Annotated in this window: 22 protein-coding genes and 1 riboswitch; of the genes, 12 read left to right on the top strand and 10 right to left on the bottom strand. The window is 45.1% G+C overall.

Annotated features, from left to right (window positions below; genetic code table 11):
* Positions 1-5: 5 nt before the first annotated feature.
* The gene (gabT, locus tag AF333_RS30735; RefSeq protein WP_043065779.1) at positions 6-1,361 is read right to left on the bottom strand and encodes a 4-aminobutyrate--2-oxoglutarate transaminase; all 1,356 of its coding nucleotides are present in this window, start codon (positions 1,359-1,361) and stop codon (positions 6-8) included.
* A gap of 298 nt (positions 1,362-1,659) precedes the next feature.
* Positions 1,660-1,757: riboswitch (SAM riboswitch) on the top strand.
* 129 nt (positions 1,758-1,886) lie between these two features.
* On the opposite strand from gabT, the gene cobA reads away from it, so the two are divergent.
* From cobA to cysC, 7 genes are all read left to right on the top strand, one after another.
* Entirely contained in the window at positions 1,887-2,657 is a 771-nt protein-coding gene (cobA, locus tag AF333_RS30740; protein WP_043065780.1) for a uroporphyrinogen-III C-methyltransferase, read from the top strand.
* A 31-nt stretch (positions 2,658-2,688) separates the two neighbouring features.
* Entirely contained in the window at positions 2,689-4,302 is a 1,614-nt protein-coding gene (locus AF333_RS30745) for a nitrite/sulfite reductase (RefSeq protein ID WP_043065781.1), read from the top strand.
* Positions 4,303-4,340: 38 nt separating this feature from the next.
* On the top strand, positions 4,341-4,544 hold the full coding sequence (locus AF333_RS30750; protein WP_043065782.1) for a DUF3906 family protein: 204 nt from the start codon (positions 4,341-4,343) through the stop codon (positions 4,542-4,544).
* Positions 4,541-5,623, top strand: coding sequence for an inorganic phosphate transporter (locus tag AF333_RS30755; RefSeq protein WP_043065783.1), 1,083 nt, complete (start codon positions 4,541-4,543; stop codon positions 5,621-5,623). Before AF333_RS30750 ends, AF333_RS30755 begins: the two co-directional genes overlap by 4 nt.
* Positions 5,624-6,340, top strand: a complete 717-nt coding sequence (locus AF333_RS30760) for a phosphoadenylyl-sulfate reductase (protein ID WP_043065784.1) — start codon at positions 5,624-5,626, stop codon at positions 6,338-6,340.
* A 46-nt stretch (positions 6,341-6,386) separates the two neighbouring features.
* A complete protein-coding gene (sat, locus tag AF333_RS30765) occupies positions 6,387-7,535 on the top strand; it encodes a sulfate adenylyltransferase (protein ID WP_043065785.1) in 1,149 nt (382 codons plus the stop codon).
* 103 nt (positions 7,536-7,638) lie between these two features.
* The gene (gene cysC, locus AF333_RS30770) at positions 7,639-8,244 is read left to right on the top strand and encodes an adenylyl-sulfate kinase (RefSeq protein ID WP_043065786.1); all 606 of its coding nucleotides are present in this window, start codon (positions 7,639-7,641) and stop codon (positions 8,242-8,244) included.
* A 352-nt stretch (positions 8,245-8,596) separates the two neighbouring features.
* Here the strand turns inward: cysC and AF333_RS30775 are convergent, their stop codons facing one another.
* The 4 genes from AF333_RS30775 to AF333_RS30790 form a co-directional block, all read right to left on the bottom strand.
* Positions 8,597-8,911, bottom strand: a complete 315-nt coding sequence (locus AF333_RS30775; RefSeq protein WP_043065787.1) for a DMT family transporter — start codon at positions 8,909-8,911, stop codon at positions 8,597-8,599.
* A complete protein-coding gene (locus AF333_RS30780) occupies positions 8,911-9,249 on the bottom strand; it encodes a DMT family transporter (protein WP_043065788.1) in 339 nt (112 codons plus the stop codon). Before AF333_RS30780 ends, AF333_RS30775 begins: the two co-directional genes overlap by 1 nt.
* A gap of 52 nt (positions 9,250-9,301) precedes the next feature.
* Complete coding sequence (locus tag AF333_RS30785) at positions 9,302-9,886, bottom strand: TetR family transcriptional regulator (RefSeq protein ID WP_235355921.1); 585 nt, start codon at positions 9,884-9,886, stop codon at positions 9,302-9,304.
* A gap of 158 nt (positions 9,887-10,044) precedes the next feature.
* Positions 10,045-10,812 carry a LamB/YcsF family protein gene (locus tag AF333_RS30790; RefSeq protein ID WP_043065790.1) on the bottom strand — a complete coding sequence of 256 codons (768 nt, stop codon included), beginning with the start codon at positions 10,810-10,812 and terminating at the stop codon, positions 10,045-10,047.
* 294 nt (positions 10,813-11,106) lie between these two features.
* On the opposite strand from AF333_RS30790, the gene AF333_RS30795 reads away from it, so the two are divergent.
* Complete coding sequence (locus AF333_RS30795; RefSeq protein ID WP_043065791.1) at positions 11,107-11,772, top strand: protease complex subunit PrcB family protein; 666 nt, start codon at positions 11,107-11,109, stop codon at positions 11,770-11,772.
* A 58-nt stretch (positions 11,773-11,830) separates the two neighbouring features.
* Here AF333_RS30795 and AF333_RS30800 read toward each other — a convergent pair whose 3' ends face one another.
* The 5 genes from AF333_RS30800 to AF333_RS30820 form a co-directional block, all read right to left on the bottom strand.
* Positions 11,831-12,250 carry a pyridoxamine 5'-phosphate oxidase family protein gene (locus tag AF333_RS30800; protein ID WP_043065792.1) on the bottom strand — a complete coding sequence of 140 codons (420 nt, stop codon included), beginning with the start codon at positions 12,248-12,250 and terminating at the stop codon, positions 11,831-11,833.
* Between the two features lie 87 nt (positions 12,251-12,337).
* On the bottom strand, positions 12,338-13,210 hold the full coding sequence (locus tag AF333_RS30805) for an ABC transporter permease (RefSeq protein WP_043065793.1): 873 nt from the start codon (positions 13,208-13,210) through the stop codon (positions 12,338-12,340).
* Positions 13,194-14,147 carry an ABC transporter ATP-binding protein gene (locus AF333_RS30810; RefSeq protein ID WP_043065794.1) on the bottom strand — a complete coding sequence of 318 codons (954 nt, stop codon included), beginning with the start codon at positions 14,145-14,147 and terminating at the stop codon, positions 13,194-13,196. The genes AF333_RS30805 and AF333_RS30810 overlap by 17 nt, the downstream gene beginning before the upstream one ends.
* Positions 14,148-14,214: 67 nt before the next feature.
* On the bottom strand, positions 14,215-15,387 hold the full coding sequence (locus AF333_RS30815; protein WP_043065795.1) for a zf-HC2 domain-containing protein: 1,173 nt from the start codon (positions 15,385-15,387) through the stop codon (positions 14,215-14,217).
* Positions 15,384-15,932: an RNA polymerase sigma factor SigX gene (locus AF333_RS30820; protein WP_043065796.1), complete on the bottom strand. Its 549-nt coding sequence runs from the start codon at positions 15,930-15,932 to the stop codon at positions 15,384-15,386. The genes AF333_RS30815 and AF333_RS30820 overlap by 4 nt, the downstream gene beginning before the upstream one ends.
* Positions 15,933-16,131: 199 nt before the next feature.
* Here AF333_RS30820 and AF333_RS30825 point away from each other — a divergent pair, with 199 nt between their 5' ends.
* The 4 genes from AF333_RS30825 (at position 16,132) to AF333_RS30840 (ending at position 20,588) form a co-directional block, all read left to right on the top strand.
* Positions 16,132-16,566, top strand: a complete 435-nt coding sequence (locus tag AF333_RS30825; protein ID WP_043065797.1) for a ferritin-like domain-containing protein — start codon at positions 16,132-16,134, stop codon at positions 16,564-16,566.
* Positions 16,567-16,759: 193 nt separating this feature from the next.
* Complete coding sequence (locus tag AF333_RS30830; protein WP_043065798.1) at positions 16,760-18,103, top strand: MATE family efflux transporter; 1,344 nt, start codon at positions 16,760-16,762, stop codon at positions 18,101-18,103.
* A gap of 471 nt (positions 18,104-18,574) precedes the next feature.
* Positions 18,575-19,222, top strand: a complete 648-nt coding sequence (locus AF333_RS30835) for an FMN-dependent NADH-azoreductase (protein WP_043065799.1) — start codon at positions 18,575-18,577, stop codon at positions 19,220-19,222.
* Positions 19,223-19,364: 142 nt separating this feature from the next.
* Positions 19,365-20,588: a CAP domain-containing protein gene (locus AF333_RS30840; protein WP_043065800.1), complete on the top strand. Its 1,224-nt coding sequence runs from the start codon at positions 19,365-19,367 to the stop codon at positions 20,586-20,588.
* Positions 20,589-20,655: the final 67 nt, after the last annotated feature.

Raw genomic sequence — 20,655 nt, forward strand, 5'->3', positions numbered from 1 at the left:
CTAAATTAGTGTACTTGCAGAGCCGAAGTTGCGGCTTCCATAGCTTCCTCGATAATGTCGAGACCTTCTTCAAGTTGTTCATCAGTAATTACGAGAGGCATCAGTACGCGAAGCACGTTTCCGAATAAACCAGCGCTTAATGTAATTAAGCCGCGTTTGTTGGCTTCATTTACAATTGTGCCCACAATTTCTTTATTCGGTTCTTTTGTTTGTCTGTCTTTAACAAACTCAATGGCACACATAGCGCCTAAACCGCGTACATCTCCAATTATATCGTATTTATCCGCAAGACGGTTGAATCGTTCCATGACTTTCTCGCCAATGATGCGTCCTTTTTCACTGAGGTCATTCTTCTCGATAACGTCAAGAACTGCAAGCGCAGCTCGGCATCCAAGAGGACTTCCTGCATACGTACCACCCAGTTCGCCAGGGTTAGCAGCTTCCATAATTTCTTTACGGCCGATAACGCCACTAATTGGAAGACCTGCCCCCATGGATTTGGAAATCGTCATCAAATCCGGAATAACATCGAAATGCTCAACAGCAAATAGTTTGCCAGTGCGGCTGAATCCAGTCTGGATTTCATCGGCAACGAATACGATACCGTGTTGTTTACAAATCTCTGCTACACCTTGTACAAATGTTTTGGATGGAACGACGAATCCGCCTTCGCCTTGTACAGGTTCCATTACTACTGCAGCGATTGTTTCCGGAGCAACGTCGCCTTGCAGGAACGTTTTAAACTCATTCAGAATATATTGATCATATTGTTCTGCAGATACGCCTTCTGGACGGCGGTATTCATAATGATAAGGTGCTTTATATACTTCCGGCGCAAATGGGCCGAATTCAAACTTGTAAGGTTTTACTTTACTCGTCATTGTCATCGTAAGCAATGTGCGTCCATGGAATCCTCGTGAGAAGACTACAACGCCTTGACGTTTCGTATATTTACGCGCGATTTTAACCGCGTTTTCTACAGCTTCAGCGCCGCTGTTCAGGAACATAACTTGTTTTTCATGGTCCCCAGGTGCAAGCTTAGCTAAGCGCTCAGCCAGTTCAATGTATGGTTCGTACATCATCACGTTGAAACCGGTATGGATGTATTTATCTACTTGGTCATGCAATGCTTCTACGATTTCAGGTGTGCAGTGACCAACATTGATCGTACCGATAGCACCGGCAAAGTCGATAAAAGTGTTGCCGTCTACATCTGTCAAAATAGCGCCTTGCGCTTTTTCCACGAATGTCGGAATGCCGTTGCTAACGCCTTTTGGCACGTATTGTTTGCGTCGTTCAAGAAGTTCTTTAGCTTTCGGACCCGGTAGTTCGGTTTTAACATTAGCGAATTTATAGCTCATAGGGCTACCTCCTTAATAATAGAACAAAGTTTATGATGTACAAAAGTAAGGTGTTTCACTTTACTTTTTATCAAAGCAATAAGCATGCCAACTTTAAAAAACATAAAAACAGGCAGGAATAAGTAGGTTATGAAGTAAATCGAGTACAAAATAAGTCTTATTGGACTTATTTTTAAGTCTTTTTTGATTTGATGTAAATACAAAAAATTTCCCGAAAGTTATTGCCATTAAGAAAAAAGCAAGTTATAATCAAAACCAATCAAATTAATAATTCCAATAAAATTAATGAGAATACTCTTTCTTATCTAGAGAGACGGAGGGGCTGGCCCAATGAAGTCTCGGCAACCTAATTCGGTTAGGTGCCAATTCCAGAGAGCGGAGGCTCGAAGATGAGTAGGAGGGGTCGAGAAATATAAAAATGCCCTTCTTCTTCGAAGAAAGGGCATTTTTTGTACCTTTAAACCAACTAAATAAATTAGATATATGGATTTAATTAAGTGAAAATAGGAGAAAGGGGAGAATCACATGGTACAAGGCAAGGTGTTCCTCGTAGGAGCAGGACCTGGCGACCCGAAGTTAATTACAGTGCGCGGTATGGAGTTGCTACAACAGGCAGACGTTATTGTATACGATCGGCTGGCCAGTCCTAAACTGTTGGATTACGCAAGAGAGGGGGCGGAGTGCATTTACTGTGGAAAGCAGGCAGACCATCATTCACTTCCTCAGCCGGAAATCAACCGTGTGATAGTGGAGAAAGCGTTGAAAGGCAAGATGGTGGTGCGGTTAAAAGGGGGCGATCCTTTTGTGTTCGGACGTGGTGGAGAGGAGGCAGAGGCCTGTATTGCCGCCGGGCTTTCTTATGAAGTCGTGCCCGGTATTACTTCTGGTATTGCTGCCCCTGCCTATGCCGGTATTCCTGTAACGCATCGTGATTATTCTTCTTCCGTCACGTTTGTGACAGGGCATAAAGCGTTTGGCAAAGAGAGCGACATTGATTGGGAACGACTGTCATCGGCCGTGGATACGTTGGTGTTTTATATGGGTGTCGGCAATTTGCCAGATATCGTAAAGCACTTGCGTCAGCATGGGCGTGCGAAAGAAACACCGGTGGCGCTTGTACGCTGGGGAACATGTGAGAATCAGGAAACACTTACAGGAACACTGGAGACGATTGTAGAGCAGGTACAGCAAGCCCGCTTCCAGGCTCCGGCGATTATCATCGTCGGCGAGGTAGTGCGCCTGCGGGAGCAACTGGCCTGGTATGAGCAGCGGCTTCCGCATGTAGTTATTGCATAATTTCTAGGCGAAATGAGAGGAGCGAGCATGAGTGGGTTACACAGCAATCTGGGCAAATGACAAGGAAAAGCTAAACAAAAATGAATTAGCAAAGCTTGAAAAAGACGGATTGGACGTTATCGAGGATATTTATGAGTACGCGAAAACTGGATTTGAATCCATCACACCAGACGATATGGACCGCTTCAAATGGGCGGGCGTTTACCAGCAGCGGCCAAAAGACGGACATTTCATGATGCGGGTACGGATTCCCTCCGGCAATCTATCGACGGATCAGGCACGAGTGCTGGCACGTATTGCAAATGATTATGGGAAGGATTTAGTCGATATTACAACCCGTCAGGCCATACAATTTCACTGGCTGCGCGTCGAACAGTTACCGGATGTTTTTGAACGGTTAGCTTCCGTCGGATTATCCTCATTCGAAGCTTGCGGCGATTGCCCCCGTACGATTGTCGGCAATCCGCTGGCAGGGCTGGACCGGGATGAGCTAATGGATACGACACCACTTGTTAAGGCGTTGTCTGATACGTTTTTGATGAATCGGGAATTCTCTAATCTGCCGAGGAAATATAAGGTTTCGATTTCTGCCAATATTTATAACGCCGGGCATGCAGAGATTAATGACCTTGCGTTTACACCGGCGACAAAGGTAATTAACGGAGAGGAAGTAGTCGGTTTTCATGTGTGGGTCGGCGGTGGTTTGTCGGCTCGTCCATTCCTTGCCCAGCAATTAGACGCGTTTGTCCGACCAGAGGAAGTTGTGAAGGTGGCGCTTGGTGTCACAACCATTTTCCGAGATTACGGATATCGTCAGAAGCGCAACCATGCACGTCTTAAATTCCTGGTCGCTGATTGGGGTGCGGAGAAATTCCTTGAGAAGCTGAAAGAACAAATCGGAGATCTTGAAGCACGCGGCCAGGACAGAACGGTAGGCTGGAATGCAGGCTATTTCACCGGCGTACACAAACAGCGTCAGGAAGGACTCAATTATGTTGGTCTTTCTGTTCCTGTTGGAAGAATGTCGGCCCAAGAGCTAGAAGAGCTGGCACGACTCGCGGATGAATACGGCAATGGCTCGCTTCGTACTTGTAACTCACAGAACATTGTGATTACCGGCGTACCAGATGAGAAGGTTGATGTGCTCTTGCAGGAAAAGGCTTTAGAGCGTCTGACACCGTTCCCATGGCATTTCAGCGCATTTGCCGTATCTTGTACCGGAATCGAATTTTGTAACCTGGCGATCGTAGAGACGAAGGAAAGAATGCGTCAATTGGCTGGATACCTGGACGAGCATGTAGAGTTGGATGAACCGATTCGTATGCATATGGTCGGTTGTCCGAACGCATGCGGGCAGCGTCAAATCGCTGATATCGGTTTCCAAGGTGCGCTTATTAAAACAGAGGCTGGAATGAAGGATGCATTTGATATTTATATCGGCGGTACGCTGGGTGAGAATGCGCAGTTCAATCAAAAGCTTAAAGGTCGCGTGCTAGGCGACCAACTGCATCGCGTCTTGCTCCCGCTACTGGCCTATTATAAGGAAGAAAAACAAAACGGAGAGAGCTTTTTCCACTTTGTACAGCGTGTCGGCACGGAACCGTTCCAGGAACGTGTAAATGCAGCGCTGGAACAGTTAGTGTAAGAGAGGAAACCGGGAAAGAGAAGGAAGGGATAAAGACTATGTTTATCTACCGACTTGAAGTAACTTTCGAAGATGAATCGACAGCGGCTGTGGTTGTTATCCATGATAGCGAGGAAAAAGTGTTCCATAGTGCGCAGAACCAAATCGAACGGTACTGGCTGCCAGCTAAGCCCATCAAAGAGTTAGCTATCGTAGAAAAAAAGCCGGCTGAAGCAGGCCGGGGTTATGTGATCAAGCCATGATGCTGAGCTATGTGGCTATTGCTGTGGCGTTATTTTTCGCTATGAATATCGGGGCAAGCGGAACGGCAGCTTCGATGGGTGCGGCATACGGTGCCGGAGCCATTCATAACAGGCGGGCAGCTATGTTAATTGTTGCCATAGCAGCTCTGCTGGGTGCGGTGCTGGGCGGTGGCGAAGTGGTGAAAACAATCGGTAACGGAATTATTCCTTCCTCTGTGTTGAGCGTGGAAACGGTCATTGTAATCTTATTCTCTGCCACGTTCACCTTATTTCTCGCTAATCTGATGGGAATTCCTTTATCGACGAGTGAAGTAACGGTCGGCTCGATTATCGGAGTCGGTCTTGCGTATAAATCGTTGTTTGCTAGTAAATTGATGGTCATCCTTTCCTTCTGGATTATCGTTCCACTCATATCATTTGGTGTAGCTTATGTGCTAGGTTTGGCCATTAAGCGGGCGGAAAGGAAATGGACATTCTTGACTGGCGCCGGAAAATGGAAACGCTGGTTGGGTTTCTTGCTTGTAGCAGGAGGTACGTTCGAAGCCTTCTCGGCTGGAATGAATAATGTGGCCAATGCGGTAGGACCGCTCGTAGGAGCGGGAATTATGTCTACCTCCTCTGGAGTTTGGATCGGAGGGGCATTTGTAGCACTGGGTGCGGTTGTTTTGGGCGGCAAAGTGCTTGAGACAAATGGAAAGAAAATTACCCGGCTATCATTACTACAAGGAAGCGCGGTCTCATTTACAGGAGGCACTCTGGTAATTACAGCTTCATTGCTGGGTATTCCCGTGCCACTAGTGCAAGCCACTACCTGCGCCATCGTAGGCGTCGGAACGGCAGAGAACGGGTTCCGTCTTTGGCAAAAGGGGGTAATCCGTCAGATTGCCCAGGTATGGATTGTATCTCCTGTGTCTTCCCTTGTTGTAGCGTATGCCGTGATGAATCTCTGGCTTATGCCGAATCCGTACATTCTTATCGTCATTCTAAGCGTATTTATCGCCACAGTCGGCTCGATTAGCTTATCTCGTACCATTCGTAAAGAGAAAAGCACCATTCATGATCAGGGAGGAGGCATTTAGATGCCCGATATTACATTTTCTTATGAAACACTTACCACCGAGCACTTGGATGCAATTAATAAAGACCTGGAAAACAAAGATGCACTGGATATTTTGAAGTGGGCATACAGCCAATTCGGAGAAAGTCTGGTATATGCCTGTAGCTTCGGTGCTGAAGGTATGGTGCTGATTGATTTAATCAGCAGAGTATGTCCTGATGCACGGATCGTGTTTCTGGATACACATGTTCACTTTAAAGAAACGTATGAGTTAATCGAACGTGTTAAAGTGAGATATCCGAAGCTGCGCATTGAATTGAAGGAACCGGATTTATCTTTGGAACAGCAAGCGGAACAGTATGGCATAGAGCTGTGGAAGAGCAGTCCGGATTTGTGTTGTAAATTGCGGAAGCTTGATCCTCTTGAAGACGTATTGAAGGGGGCTGTAGCCTGGTTGTCAGGGCTGCGGCGCGAACAGTCTCCGACAAGGGCAAATACTCAATTCGTTAATGAGGATCGGCGCTTTCAGTCTATCAAAGTATGTCCGCTTATTCATTGGACATGGGATGATGTATGGACGTATATCAAGCTATACCAACTTCCATACAATGAACTGCATGATAAGGGGTATCCAAGTATCGGCTGTGAACATTGTACCGCACCTGTAAAAGAGGGCGGAGATTCTCGCGCTGGACGCTGGAGCGGTACTGGCAAGACCGAATGTGGTCTGCATCAGTAATGGCCAGTTATAAATACCACAGAGTGGAGAAACGGAGTGACTTTATATGAGCATAAGCCAACCGCATGGTGGCACATTGGTAAACCGTATCAATTTTTCTTACGATGTAACAGGCACTGATAAAGCAATTGAACTGGATGCATTTGCACTTTCCGATTTGGAACTGCTGGCGATTGGCGCTTTCAGTCCGTTATCTGGCTTTCTTAGTCAGGAGGATTACAATAGCGTCGTTCATTCCATGCGATTAGCTGATGGAACAGTCTGGAGTATCCCTATTACGTTACCGGTAACGGAGGAAACCGCCTCGCAGCTTGCGCCCGGCGACACAGCTAAGCTGGTGTATGAAGGAGACGTGTATGGCGTTATCGAGGTTAGAGAGCTGTATACACCAGATAAAGAAGTAGAAGCCCAGAACGTATATGGCACAACGGAATTGGCTCATCCGGGCGTGAAAAAGCTATGGGAGCGTCCTGCGGTCTATGTGGCAGGCCCCATTACACTCGTAAAACGTCCAGAGAAAAACCGATTCAAAGAGTTCTATCTTGACCCAGCACAGACGCGTGCTGAGTTTGAAAAACGAAAGTGGAAAACGGTAGTTGGTTTCCAGACGCGCAACCCGGTCCATCGCGCGCATGAATACATTCAGAAAACAGCTCTTGAAATCGTAGATGGCCTGTTTCTTAATCCGTTGGTTGGCGAAACGAAAGCGGACGACATTCCGGCTGATATCCGAATGGAGAGCTATCAAGTACTGCTCAACCATTATTATCCCTCTGATCGTGTATTTCTAGCTGTGTTCCCGGCTGCGATGCGGTATGCGGGACCACGTGAAGCGATTTTTCACGCGATGGTGCGTAAGAACTATGGGTGCACTCACTTCATCGTCGGACGCGACCATGCAGGTGTCGGCAACTATTATGGTACGTATGACGCCCAGCTTATTTTCTCTAACTTTACACTTGAAGAACTTGGCATTACGCCGCTTTTCTTCGAACATAGCTTTTACTGCATGAAGTGTGGAAACATGGCTTCTGCCAAAACCTGCCCACACGGTTCAGAAGACCATCTGCATCTATCCGGTACGAAAGTAAGAGAGATGCTCGGTCGTGGTGAAGCGCCACCGCCAGAATTCAGCCGTCCAGAGGTAGTGGAAGTATTGATTCGTGGGATGAAGGTTGCTGTAGGTAAAGCATAAAGTAAAACTTCCATCAGCTTAAGGGTCTTCATCCTCTACTGATGGTTTGTTTCGGGCTCTTGCTGCCCGCTGGATCAGAATAAAAAGAGAAGGAGGAAGGAAAATGGCATTGCATGACACCAATATTGTCTGGCATCAGGCGACTGTGACGAAAGCAGATCGTCAGCGGAAAAGTGGTCATAAGAGCGTGGTACTTTGGTTCACCGGTTTATCTGGTGCGGGCAAATCAACACTTGCCAACGAAGTGGAGCGTAGATTATATGAGAAAGGAGTACGTACATACCTGCTGGATGGGGATAACATTCGTCATGGTATTAATAAGGATCTCGGCTTTAGCCCGGAGGATCGGACCGAGAACATTCGCCGCATAGGAGAAGTGTCTAAACTATTCGTCGACGCGGGTGTAGTTGTACTTACCGCATTCATCTCGCCATACCGTGCCGACCGGGAATTGGCACGAAGCTTAGTAGAAGCAGACGAATTTATTGAAGTGTATGTAAAGTGCGCTATTGAAGAGTGTGAGAATCGTGATCCGAAAGGTCTGTACAAGAAAGCGAAGGCTGGAGAGATTCCTGAATTTACGGGTATTTCAGCTCCTTATGAAGAGCCGGAGAATCCAGAACTTATTGTTACTACGGATGCTCAGTCGTTGGATGTATGTGCTGAACAGGTTGTTGAGTATTTAAAAAAGAAAATTATTTTCGAATAAATAGTATCGTACTTGTTCGTTATCCATAAGATGGAAGAAAAAAGTTGCGCACGTAGCCGTGTTTCCTCGTATTTTTCCCGTAATGAAGTCATACGCCCCACACAGTAAAGAAAACTTGGCTGGTGCCGTAGACGACAGCTCTAGTTACCCTTATGCAGCTTTGCTGTAGAAAAACAAAGGGGATGCACGCCATACGTGTGCTTTTTTCCATCCACTTATGGACACCAAGGGTAGATGGATCTACCCAGGTGTTTTACTGCCCTGTTTGGGGCGCATTGTGTTAACGATCCACTCTGGATGCTATTGGATAATCAACATCCTTGAAATAATATGAATAACGATTGGAAGGAGATTAAACCGTTAGCTTCAAACCGATAATTCCTGCGATGAGAAGCCCTAACGATATAAACTGTGGAAGTTCGTATTTTTCTTTAAACCATAATAGACCTGCAAGTGTAATGCCGACCGTTCCTATGCCTGCCCAGACCGCATATGCTACGCCTGGTGGCAGCGTCTGCATCGCTTGTGATAAACAGAAGAACGAGAAGGCAAACCCAACGATCATAATTGTAATAGGAATAGCTTTTCTTCCCTTACCAATGTATTTCATAGCCATAACAGCAACGACTTCCTCTAACCCTGCAAAAACAAGATAAAGCCAGGCCATTATTGTTCACCTCTCTGAAGATTTTTTTTCTTTGTTCCAGTAGTCAGCTTCATGCCTGCAATACCTGACAGGATCATGAGCAAAAATGCGATTTGATAAATTGAGAACGGCTCACCCAAGAATATGCCGACCAGATACGTACCGACGGTTCCGAGACCGACAAATACCGCGTATGCTATAGCTACAGGTATAGTTTTGTAAGCTCGAATTAGCAACAGAAAGCTTACAGCAATTAGCGTGATAACAAGAAACCAATCGAGAAGTGAGTCTGCGTATTTAAGAGATGACGCCCAGACAATTTCAAGCAATGCGGCTATTCCTATCAATAGCCAATTCATGATAAAACCTCCTATAATGAGTGACTGTCATTCATTTATATTACAAAAAAAATTAAGTGAGTGCTCTTTTAATAAAAACATATACGTCTTTTTTAATTTGTTCTGTGCTGTATTTCCGCTCTTTGTCATTGGAGAAATACAGACCCTCAGCCGCTTGCTCGATTACATTCACAATCATGCGAATGTTCGTTTCAGTAGGAATATCTTTTATAACCTCGCCCTTTTCAATCGCTTTTTTCAGTTCAGACTCAAACCATTCATAATAAGGGAGATAGATACTTTCCCACTTCTCAAATGAGTGGTAAAAAGCCAATCCCGAATAGCATAGGATAAGAACTTCCTTATATGCTTCGGTTACCTCGAAGGTTACATCGATGACGGATTGAAGAGTACCCCAAAAACTTGAACTTTCTTTCGTTCTTTCTCTTATCTTATCGAATAGCTGTTGTAAAAGGTGTTCGGCGATGGCTGGTATTAATGCGTTTTTTGAGGAGAAGTATAGATAAAACGTTCCCTGGGCGATCCCTGCCCGCTTAACAATATCAGAAATGGAGGTTTTATCTAATCCTTTTGTGGCGATAATTTCAATGGAGGCTTCAATAATTCGCCGATATTTTTCCTCTTGTTTGCTATTCAACGTATCCACCTCAATCAATGACTGATTATCATTCATTTTTCTTCTTAACTAAATTCTACACCTACATACCCTGGTTCGTCAAGAGATTTTATAGGATACAATAAAAAAGGCTCGCTATCTTTATAATAGTGAGCCTTCCTGATTCAATAAGGACAGAGTTACGTTTGCTGTACAATAAAGTCTGATGTAATCTCAATTCCTTCGTCTTTTAGGTGAGTGATAATAGCTTGCGCTAATCTTGGCGCATCTGGATGATCACCATGAATGCAAACTGTTTCCGCTTTTAGAGAAGTATCCTTACCATCATAGGTAATGACTTTTCCTTCTTTTATCATTCGCACTACACGGCGTGCCCGCTCGTCCAAATCTGTATAATCGGTACCTTTGCGTGTCATAACAATACTACCTGACTCATCGTGTTCACGGTCCGCATATACTTCAAATACGATCGTGAAGCCCTGTTCCTGACCGAGGCGCGCCAGGGCTGAGTTGTTTAACGCGAACAGCGGTAGGTGTTTATCGATTTTTTCGACTGCATTAAGAACCGCCTGGGCTAGGTCATCGTTTTCCATAGCCATCATATACATAGCGCCATGTGGCTTAATATGCGACAATTTCATATCGTATGCATGAAGAAACGCCTGAAGCGCTCCAGCCTGGTACAGAATATAATTTTCCACTTCTTCGGCTGTTGCGGTCATTCGACGTCGTCCGAAGCCCATCAAATCAGGGAAACCCGGGTGAGCTCCAACGTTAATATTATATTGTTTCGCAAGTTCCACTGTGCGACGCATGACCAGCGGATCACCGGCATGATAGCCGCAGGCAACGTTAATCGTGCTGACATATTTCATCATTTCTTCATCATTGCCTAACTCGTACATTCCGAAGCTTTCGCCCATATCGCAATTGATGTCAATCTTCACGTCCGTCACGCTCCTCTGCAAATTTTTTATAACAGTCAGAACTGCAAATTATATGCCATATAAAGTGTATGAGAAAGCGTACAAGTTAGTATATATGTTTTCGATAATGAAATTAGATTTTCAAAAATGAAATTTATAAAGGGCAGAAAGAAAACGTGTCCAATCGATACAAGCTTTACCTTTGCAAAATGTATCCCTGCAGAGTAAGATAAGGTTCCTGATAATTTTTTGCATGCTTTAGCGGTGGGTTATCCGTCTATAGGGAAGAAAGAATAAATAGAAGAGGTGACCATCATGAAAAAACGTACAATGAAAACGTTTATTGCCGGAATATGTACAGGTGTAGCATTGATGAGCGCAGTAGGCTTTTCTTATGCCGCATTGACAAAAATAGATGTAAGCATGAAACCTGTGTCATTTACAATGGAAGGCAAAGAAATTAAGCCAAGTGATAAAGAATATCAATATTTTAATGGAAAACAGTATGTTCCAGCTTCGTTCATCCATCAGGATACGACCTACGTACCGTTGCGTTTTATTGCCGAGCGAATTGGACTTCAGGTCGGATATGATGCGGCCAGCAACACTATCTCTCTAAAGGAGAAGAATATGGCAGAAAAAGAAGTGAAATTCGATGTGCTCTATCCTTTGCAGGATGAGCAGACAGTTATTGCTCCTCGTGTCCAACAATGGTTTGACAGTCATAGGAAGCAAGAGTTTACAGGTATCATGAAAGAAGAAGACGGCCTGTATGCAGCAGTCACCCGCGGCCAGAAGCCAAATGGCGGTTATGGCGTGGAAGTAGTCAGCGTGACGGAACGTGCGAACGAAGTCGTTGTAAAAGTAAAGCATATTAATCCGCAACCGGGAAAAGTGTATATACAGGTTATTACGTATCCGGCTACACTAATCAAAATCCCGCCCACTGATAAAGAAGTTCATTTTGAGACAGTTAACTAATATGAAGAATGCAAGCATTGAAAAAGGAGCAGCCCTCGGGTCGCTCCTTTTTTGTTCGTTATGCTTCCCATATCTCTGGTTCGGTTTCGCCATCGAAATATTCAATACGATCCGGCGTAATTTCAAGGATGACATAATTAGGATCATCCGAGCTTTCAAACCAACGTTTGAAATACTTTTCGTTCCACACTTTTTTTCGCAAGCTATCGTCTTTCGTCACTTTGCCTGTGCCGCTGATTTGTAGAATTTCGGAGGACCAGGTTCCGTCAAAGCCAATAATAATGTGCACGTTCGGATTTTTTTCTAGTTCTTCAATTTTATGTGTCTTGCGGCTAGTCGCAAGATAAATCGTCAGGCCTTCATGAAACAGAACCATATAACGGACATGCGGCTTATTATCCTCTACGGTTGCGAACGAACATACTTCATTTTTATCCATCACGGCAGAGATTTTCTGTTCTAATTGGCTTTTATCCATTTAAGCATCTCCTTTCTGAATGGCGTGTTCCCATTCTAGGTTTCCCTGTTGAAGAGGAGATGAAACACAGAGTCTGCAAGGATTATTCTATACATCTCGGCTTGAGAAGCGGCGGATCGAGAGCCAGAGAGCGGCAACACCGTATAAAGCAGCATATACGAGCATAGCGTTACTCGGCATTGATAAGCTTCCGAATAGCCCCTGTGTAGCAAAGGACATCGGATCCCCTGCTGTATCGAATAAATACACGGTCATTTTGCGAAATAGTGAGTCCAGGGGGAACAGCAGGCTGGAGATGACACCAATATTGATCAGTGCCGTCTTATTCATCAGAACACCAAGCTGTTCTACAAACCCGCCAATAAAACTAATTCCGTACAGAACGATAAGAATAATACCGCCGTTTACTGTTGTCGTTATACTGCTAAAAAGCAAGGCTACAGCGATGAGCAGAAGAGGTGGTAATATAAATACCGCAAGTGCTTGTAGAACCTGAACGGCAGTTACTTCGAAACGAAGAAATTCTCCGCCCAACCATTGATTAATGACCAGTACGCCAAGAAATAGACAAATGGCATAGAGAATCAGCAGGGAGCCAAGACCTGCAAATTTACCAAGAACGATCGTACGCCGATGTAGCGGGCGTGCTAATAATGTATCAATCTGGTGGCTTTCGATTTCACCGGCAATGCTTCCGACGCTGCTTAAGATGGCTAGCAGTGCTGTGACGAAAGCCGCAAAGTAGAGACCGACACTGAGAATTTGTGTCGCAAAAAACGTTTGTGCTAAAAAGAAATCGGTTGAAGCTGCTTGTCCGCCTACGCTCTCTGTAGCCTCCTGAGCTGCGATATAGGTAGCGATCGCGTAAAAAAGCAGGAAAGCAAAAGACATGAAAAGAGTAATATGAAAAATGCGCTTGGACAGTATTTCACGCCATGTAAGTTTAGCGATGGTCCACATGAGAATGCTGTGCCTCCTCTCGGTTAACCCAATACATAAATACGTCTTCGAGTTTGGGAATACGCGGGACAACGCGATACAAGGAAATTCCCAGTTCGCTTAGACGACGTACAAGAATAGCGATATCGTCTTCTTCGGTAAGTGTGATAAGCCAGTGCGTTTTTTCTCCTTCCTGTTGAAGCAACTCGACCTCTGTAACTATGGTGTTAAGACTTTTCCATAGTCCGTCGGGAACAGGGGAGAGGGTGATTTCTGCCTGGGGGTTAACCCCTGAAAGGCTGCGCCATTCTCCCTGGACAACCAAATCGCTTCGATGGATGATAGCGATGTGATCGCATACTGTCTCCACTTCACTGAGTAGATGGCTATTGAGAAATATTGTTTTTCCTTCGTCCCGCAACTCTGCCATCAATTCACGTACTTCGCGTCTTCCGATCGGATCGAGTGCAGAAGTAGGTTCATCAAGAAAGACGATTTCAGGATCGGAAAGAAGGGCGCATGCTAGTCCGATACGCTGCTGCATTCCTTTAGAATAACCACGGATCTTCTCGTTGCCGCGTCCGGAAAGGCCCACACGTTCAAGCAGGGAAGCGATGCGGTTTTTGCGTTCGCTACGCGGAATTTTGCATAAATCTGCATGCGACTCAAGCAATTGCTGTCCTGTTAGCCAATCAGGATAGCGGAAAAGCTCAGGAAGATAGCCGACTTTTTGTCTGGACTCCACACTTCCGATCGGATGTCCTAGAATATGTCCACTGCCTCCTGTAGGAACCAACAAACCGAGCAGCGTTCGAACGAATGTGCTTTTACCGGCGCCATTCGGACCGAGAAAGCCGAAGACGACGCCTTTTGGTACGGAGAGTGTGATGTTGCGGCATCCTGCTTTGCCGTCGTATTGTTTTGTAAGCTGGTGTGTTTCGATTACGTATTCGTTCATTGTGCGTCCTCCTACATAACGCAAAGAGAGCCCCTCCCATGCAGGGGAGCCGCTCTTTGTCTTTCCTCTATTTTATCTGATTAGCGAGTGCGATAAGGTCGTCGGTATTCTTCTTGGTTTTGCTGTCATATGCTACGAGGTGATGTATTTTCCCATCTTTCTGCCAGACGAGGAACGTCTGATGTTCCGTTTCGTAAGCGAATCCTTTCACGCCCTGTATTGTTATTTCGCGTACTTTATTTTTGTCATCCGCTACATACGGAATCGGCAGGGTACGTTGCCAATCTTCGATGCCTGCAAGCTGCTGCTTCACATTCTGCGGGATGAACGGCAGCGAGAGAACTGTCTGACGGACTTCATTTAAATCCACGCTTTCTGGAACCTGGATTTCAGGTGTTCCTGTTACTGTATAGAAGATTTGAGCAGAAGAACGTTCGGCCTCGCTGGTTTCAGCTGTAAACTGATAATGCTTCGTATCCGGAACTTTGATGGAGAACGGTTTATTGTTCAAATTCTCATCGAAGCGAGTTTCAGCTTTGACTTGTTTCAATAATGCATTCGCTTTATCGGTATCAAGCTGGGCATGTATCGTAAACGCAGGAGAGATATTAACGTCTTCAAAACGATAGTTTTCCGGTATCGAAGGAACCTGATAGCCGGCTTTTTGTGCTTCTTCTGCTGTTCGGAAGTGTTGGGGCTCTTGATTTGAAGCTTTGTCCTCTACCCATACTTTACCGATGCCCTTGATTTCTTTCATCCCGTCTTCTCCGTTAGCAAGCCAGCTCTCAATCTCCTGCAAATCCGATTGAGTAAGCTTGACCATCTCTACTTGTTCGACGCGGAAGATAGATAGGAAGCTATTGGCTGCTGCCTGTACCTGTGGAATGGCGAGTGAGCCGAGTAGAACGGCTGCCGCGGCTGTGCCTGTTATCCATTTTTTATAAGGTTTTTTCATTGTCTTCCCTGCTTTCTTATTAATTAATATGGTGTCATCCGTATGCAATCGTTGCTCGAATCGTTTCCATGCTGCTTCTGTATTGATCTCTGCATCTGTCAAGGGGGATTCCGGCAAGGATTCCGCGAGTGCGAGCTCGGTCCATTGTTCCAGTTTTTTTGCCCCCTCCGTCCTTGCGCGACATTCCGCACAATGTTCGAGATGAGAGGCAAAGCTTTTTCTAGCTTCGCGATTTATTTCTCCATCCAGGTATGCTTGTAGAAATCCTTCATTAGGACATTTCATTCTTGATACCCCCTCAATTGTTTATACATGGTGCGGAATTTCGTTTTGGCGCGGGATAAGAGTGTTCCTACAGACGAACTTTCCACCTGAACCGCATGCGCCAGTTCCTTATAGTCGAAGCCGGAGTATTTCATCATCAGCAGCGTGCGATCTCTTTTGTCCATTTCGGTCAGTACCTTGCGTACTGCTTGTATATCTTCCTGCTTTAGCCAATTTTCTTCGGAAGAAGGGCTGTAGGCAGTATGTTCTTCGCTCGCTTTCTCATCACGGATTAGGCGACGGTTGGTAGAGCGCAGATAATTATAAGCGGCATGAATCGAAGCCTTTGATAGCCATGCCGGAATATTCTGGATTGCATTGCGGTCGGAATTATATAATTTCAGGAAAACTTCCTGAGCGATGTCCTCGGCGACCGATTTCTCCCGCACGATGCGTATGATTTGGCGAACTACATACGGATAGTACGTTTTGAAAAGTTCCTGAAAGTTATCTGCATGCGCCAAAGCATGGTTTTTCTCTTCAGTCAAAGCGATACGGACCTCCATTTCCTCTCCTCCTTTCTCAGCCATGCATATATTACGTTCGTAAAAGCGTGTCGGGATGTCCTTCTATTTATATAGACACCGCGCTCCAAAGTTTTGTGACAAAAAGAGAATATAAAGTTTATTTGTTTTTCATTTTAGTGAAACAGGGTAAGAATATAATGAAACGAAAAGTGAAATCAAGTAACAGGAGATGAGTAGAATGGATCAGGCTGTGAAAACACTAATCGACGGATTAAACGAAGATTTAGCAAATGAGTATGCATCAGTCATTATGTATACGTACAATGCGGCGACTGTTTCCGGCTTGAGTCGCCAGGTCTTGAAGCCTTTCTTCGAGCAGGAGGTTCCCGACGAGCTTGGACATGCGTCCTATCTTGCTGAGAAAATCTCCATGCTGGGTGGCATCCCTGTTGTAAAACCCGCACCTGTAGAGCAGCCAAAAGAGGTGAAAGCAATGCTGGAGCAAGCGCTTAAGGCCGAAACGGAGACCATTGAGCGTTATAAGCAACGTTTGGAACAAGCGGATGCTGTAGGCGAGATTGCACTGAAGGTACAGCTCGAGGACATGATTGCAGATGAGACGCGTCATAAGGAAGAATTGCAGCGTTTGCTTGAAGATCCACGTCTTTGTTAATCATTGGCCTTATGCTTATGACCCTTCTTATTAAGAAAGCACGGTTCACAGGAACCGTGCTTTTTATATGGTGTATAAGCTGGATACGATTCATAGCCTGTATTTTACCAGTATGATGTAGCGCATTGGAGACCTCCTTATAAAACAATATTAATGATATGATGGATACCTGAAGGGAGAGAGAAGGGAATCCATGGCCTCACGAAATGTTGATTTTACGGAAGGAAATATTATGCGACAGATGATCGCCTTTTCCTTACCTATTTTTTTGACCAATGTGCTTCAAACGTCATACCAGTTCATCGATAGTCTATGGGTAGGTAACTTGCTTGGTTCTGATGCCCTAGCTTCTGTATCGGTATCAGCGACCATTGTATTTACGATGCTTTCTTTTATCATCGGGATGAATGGGGCAACGCTGACGATTCTCGCACAGCGCAGAGGAGCGCGCGATGAAGACGGAATGAAGGAATCGCTGAATGCATTTGTAGTCGTATTTGCTTTGCTATCTGTAGGTATCGGTATTGTAGGCTATTTTCTATCGCCGTATATTTTAACGCTGATTCAAACACCTGCGGCTATTCACGAACTGGCTACACAGTATCTTCAGGTGAATTTTATAGGGATTGTATTCCTGTTCGGCTATAACTTCATTGGAACGGTGCTGAGGGCACTTGGAGATAGTCGAACCCCAATTCGCTTTGTATTTATAGCTGTCATCCTAAACGCTGTACTTGATCCGCTGTTTATCGCTTATTTCGATATGGGTGTAGTCGGTGCGGCGGTTGCGACGGTTCTGTCCCAGGGCTTCTCCTTTATATATGCGCTGATATATACGCAGCGGAAGGGGAAAATTCCATTCATGCGTCCGCATATTCCCTCAAAGATGTATGCGATAACGATTTTCAGGCTAGGGATTCCAGCTGGATTGCAGATGATGGTAATCTCAGGCGGAATGATGGCTATCATGAGTGTCGTTAATACATTCGGTGAAGATGTAGTTGCCGGTTTCGGAGCTTCACAGCGTATGGATAACTTGATTATGCTGCCGATTGTTACGCTTGGTTCTGCAATTAACAGCATGGCCGGCCAAAATATTGGGGCTGGTAAATGGGAGAGGGTTAGCGGCATTGCACGCAGCGGCATCACGCTCATTGTTGGTTTATCGCTTGCGATTGCGGTGCTGGTGTATATATCAGCGCCCTGGCTGCTCAGTTTGTTCGTCGATAATCCGAACTCAATTGCTTTCGGTACGATGTACCTTACTACAGTTTGCTTCTTTTACCCATTTCTTGGCATTAACTTTGTATTGAATGGCATTATTCGGGGAGCCGGAGGGATGATGCAGATTTTGATACTGAACTTCATCTCTTTCTGGGTGCTGCGTTATCCGCTGACTGCTTTGTTCTCCGAATGGATAGGGGATCAGGGAATCGCATATGGTATGGGGGCAAGCTTCATTATTAGTGCGCTATTTGCGGGGGCTTATTATCGCTTCGGTCGCTGGCGTGAAATCCGGGTGCTCCAGAGAAGATAAATGTAACCAAGGGTGTTGATTATTCAGTACGATCTAGAGTAGATAGCCACCACACCGTGCCCCAAACGGGCGTCGGTTCGTCTCCCGCATGGAAGCCATAGAGGGCCGCTTTTTGCCTTAGCCAGACGGGACAGCAAAACATCTGGGTAGACGCGAAGAGGGAGACAGTTGCTGTCCTCTTTCGCCTGGCCGGGGCATGCGCTCGGGAAGGGAGACGAAAGGCCTTGTTTGTGTCCCGTTGTGGTGGTCTTTTCCTCTCTGAACAATCAACACCTTAGTATCCATCTATGGATAATCAATGGGTGTGAAATGTAGTTAATTTGTCTTTTAACAAAACGGGTAAACTATAACGGGGTACAGGTTAGACGATTTAGGGAGAGGTTTCGCAAAAAAATACTTTACTTACTAAAAATAATAAAGTATAATTTGTTTAGTTGAAAGTGAATCAGCAAATAGTAAGGAGAGATTATAATGGCAAAAGTTCTGTATGTAACTGTAAACCCGAAACCAGTAGAGTTATCGTTCAGCCTGAGACTTGGTGAAAGCTTTCTGAAAGAATACAAACAACACAGCCCGAATGATACGATTGAGCATTTAGATCTGTACAAGGAAGATATTCCACTCATTGACGCTCTTGTTCTTGGCGCATGGGGTAAAGTCGCACAAAACGAAAATCTGAATGAGGAAGAGTCACGCGTTCTTGGACGTATGACAGAACTACTTGATCAGTTCATATCCGCAGATAAAATTGTTTTTGTAACTCCGATGTGGAATCTAAGCTACCCGCCGATGCTGAAAGCATATATTGACAATATTGTCATTGCCGGTAAAACATTTAAATATACTGAACAAGGTCCAATGGGACTGCTGTCAGGCAAACGTGTGATGCATATTCAGGGACGTGGCGGCGTTTATTCCGAAGGTCCGGCAACAGCCTTCGAATTTACAGATAAATATCTGCGCAGCATTATGGCCTTTATCGGCATTAATGATTATGAACATATTTTTGTGGAAGGTATTGCTGCGGCACCGGATAAAGCTGAAGAAATCTTTGCTGCTGCCGAAGAAAGAGCACAAAAAGCAGCAGTTGATTTTGCAAGGGACTATCAACGTGCATAATATAGACAAATTTGCGTTCATTGGAGTATAGACAATAAAAAAGCCGGATGGTACCATTTATTGAGAAGAAGCGTTCACTGACCTAAAGACACGGTTAGGGGCGCTTTTTTTCTCAATTCAAACTTCAAGGAGTTGTTGCCATGTGAAAACAGCAGGCAAACTTGCATCTTTGGCGCTGGCGTTGTCCGCTGCGTTTACGATAGGGATGTGGACTGGAGCGGGTAAAGCCGATGACTTTAAGGAGACCATCTCGGCCTATTTTTATCCTGTTACATATTATTTCGACGGGAAAAAGGATACAAGCGATTCGAAAACGTATAAAAACAACGGTACTTCTGTTCCAAAGTCCATTACATATGAAGGAACGACTTATGTCCCGTTACGTTATATAGGAGAAAAGCTTGGCAAACAGGTAGGATATGATCATAAAACACGCTCTGTTTGGCTTGGCCAAAAACCGAATCTAAGCGCGAGACAATCGCCACCTCCCACTAAAACGGGCAGCGTAATCGATAACTTTAAAGTCAGTATTGGCGATCGCTCGGATACTGTAAAGAATAAGCTTGGCACCGCCAAGGTTTCCTATACGGGGGCAAATCAGACTACATGGTGGGTGTATGACAAACAGTGGGTTGGATTCCGCGATGGACAAGTTATCGAACTGTTTTCAAGCGATCCTACAGCACAGTATGAAGGGGCCAAAGTTGGCATGATACGCAGTGAAGTGGAGAAAAAGCTGAAATATACAGCAAAACCGCAATGGGAGCTGTTTGGCGCAACATTCATTTTCCAGAACGACGGTTCGGAAAAAGTACTATATAAGTCCGGTGCACAGGCGGTTATCGCCTATTACGATACGCTTGATAATAAGAAATTGCTGGGACTGCGCATCGTTAATCCGAATGAGATCGTTCATAAGAAGTATTTTAGCTATACGTACCAATACGTAAGAAAACCGAACATTCCTTCCTATCCAACACAGGCAGCAACCGTCAATCAAAATGCTGCTAAGCAGGTGCTATGGCTTACCAATGTTGAGCGAGCCAAGAAAAAGGCGCCAGCACTTACATGGAGCGATCAGGCGGCTGCTTCCGCTTATAAGCATAGTAAAGATATGAATGATCATAAGTATTTCTCACATACGACCTATAGCGGCAAATCACCATTTGATTTGATGGCGGAGCAGAAAATCAAATATACGCTGGCCGCTGAAAATATTGCTATGGGTTATCCCGATCCGATCGAGGCTGTATTCGGCTGGATGAACAGTGCCGGTCACAGAAAGAGTATGCTTAATCCTGCGTTTAAAAAATTAGGCGTCGGGGTATACGGAACGTACTATACTCAGCATTTCTTCACTCCGTAAAAAGGCAACAATACTTTGACAAGATGAAGTAAGCAAAGTAAAATATCATGTGATTGCCTGAAAATTA

Source organism: Aneurinibacillus migulanus, from assembly GCF_001274715.1.
Taxonomy (GTDB): domain Bacteria; phylum Bacillota; class Bacilli; order Aneurinibacillales; family Aneurinibacillaceae; genus Aneurinibacillus; species Aneurinibacillus migulanus.